The 1,553-nt window shown below is 77.4% G+C and carries 1 protein-coding gene; it reads left to right on the forward strand.

The annotated features are described in order from the left end of the window. Positions 1-91 precede the first annotated feature (91 nt). Positions 92-1,522, forward strand: a complete 1,431-nt coding sequence (locus tag E4099_RS31900; RefSeq protein WP_245245353.1) for a nitrosuccinate lyase — start codon at positions 92-94, stop codon at positions 1,520-1,522. Positions 1,523-1,553 lie beyond the last annotated feature (31 nt).

The following is a 1,553-nucleotide window of genomic DNA, read 5'->3' on the forward strand; positions in this document are numbered from 1 at the left end:
CCCCGCCGACACCGCCCCCATCAGCAACGCCCCGCTAGGCCCCCGCACCACCAGACCCATCGGAACGGGGACACGCCGCCCAGGAGGAACTGTGACCGGACCGACCACCACCGACGCCCCGGACCGTACCGACGCCGGGCTGCTCTCCCCGGTACGGGCCGGCGCCCCGGTCGAGGCCGCGGTGTCCGACCGCGCCTGGCTCCAGGCGATGCTCGACGCGGAGGCCGCGCTGGCCCGCGCCCAGGCCCGGTTGGGCACCGTGCCCGCCGAAGCGGCGGCGGCCATCACCGAGTCGGCCCGGGCCGACCGGCTGGACCTGGTGGCCCTGGCGCACCAGGCCCGCGAGTCGGCCAACCCGGTGGTGGGCCTGGTACGCGCGTTCACCGCGGTGGTGGCGGAACGGGATCCGGAGGCGGCCGAGTACGTCCATCGCGGCTCGACCAGCCAGGACATCCTCGACACCGCCGCGATGCTGGTGGCCGACCGGGCCCTGGCGCTCGTCCTGGCCGATCTGGACCGGACCGCGGAGGCGCTCGCCGGGCTGGCCCGCTGGCACCGGGACACCCCGATGGCCGGCCGCACGCTGGCCCTGCACGCCGTGCCCACCACGTTCGGGCTCAAGGCGGCCGGCTGGCTCTCGCTCGTCCTCGACGCGGCCGAACGGCTGGCCCGGGTGCGCCGGTCGCTGCCGGTCCAGCTCGGCGGGGCCGCCGGCACCCTGGCCGGATACCTGGAGTACGCGGGCCACGGCGGCGGATCCCCGGGCGCGGGCTGCTACGCCCAGGAGCTGACCGCGGCCTTCGCCCGGGAGTCGGGACTGGCCCGGCCCGCGCTGCCCTGGCACGTACTGCGCACCCCGGTGGCCGACCTCGCCCAGGCGGCGGCCTTCACCTCGGGCGCGCTCGGCAAACTCGCCGTCGACGTGCAGTCGCTGACCCGCACCGAGGTGGCCGAGGTGCACGAGCCGGGCGCCGAGGGCCGGGGCGCGTCCTCCGCCATGCCGCACAAGCGCAACCCGGTGCTCGCCACGGTCATCCGCGCCGCCGCCCTCCAGGTGCCGCAGCTGGCGGCGGCGGTGACCGGCTGCCTGCTCGCCGAGGACGAGCGTTCGGCGGGCGCCTGGCACGCCGAGTGGGAGCCGCTGCGCGAGTGCCTGCGGCTGACCGGCGGCGCCGCGCACTGCGCCGCCGAGCTCGCCGAGGGGCTCACCGTGGCTCCGGAGCGGATGCTCGCCAACCTCCGTATCACCGGCGGCCGGCTGGTCTCCGAGCGGGTCGTGGCGGCGCTCGCCCCGCTGCTCGGCAAGGGCCCGGCCCGGGAGTTGGTCGGGCAGGCCTCCGCGGCCACCGGCAGACCCCTCGCCGCGGTGCTCGCCGAACTGCCCGAGGTGGCGCGGCGGCTGCCCCGAAAGGAGATCGAGGAGTTGCTCGACCCGGCCCGCTACACGGGGGCCGCCGGAGCGCTGGTGGACGCCGCGCTCGACCGTCCCCGCACCGTCTTCGAACCCAGGAGAGGCCAGTGAACGCGACCACCGCCCCGGTACCCGGGACACC

The sequence above is a fragment of the Streptomyces palmae genome (assembly GCF_004684805.1).
Lineage (GTDB): Bacteria > Actinomycetota > Actinomycetes > Streptomycetales > Streptomycetaceae > Streptomyces > Streptomyces palmae.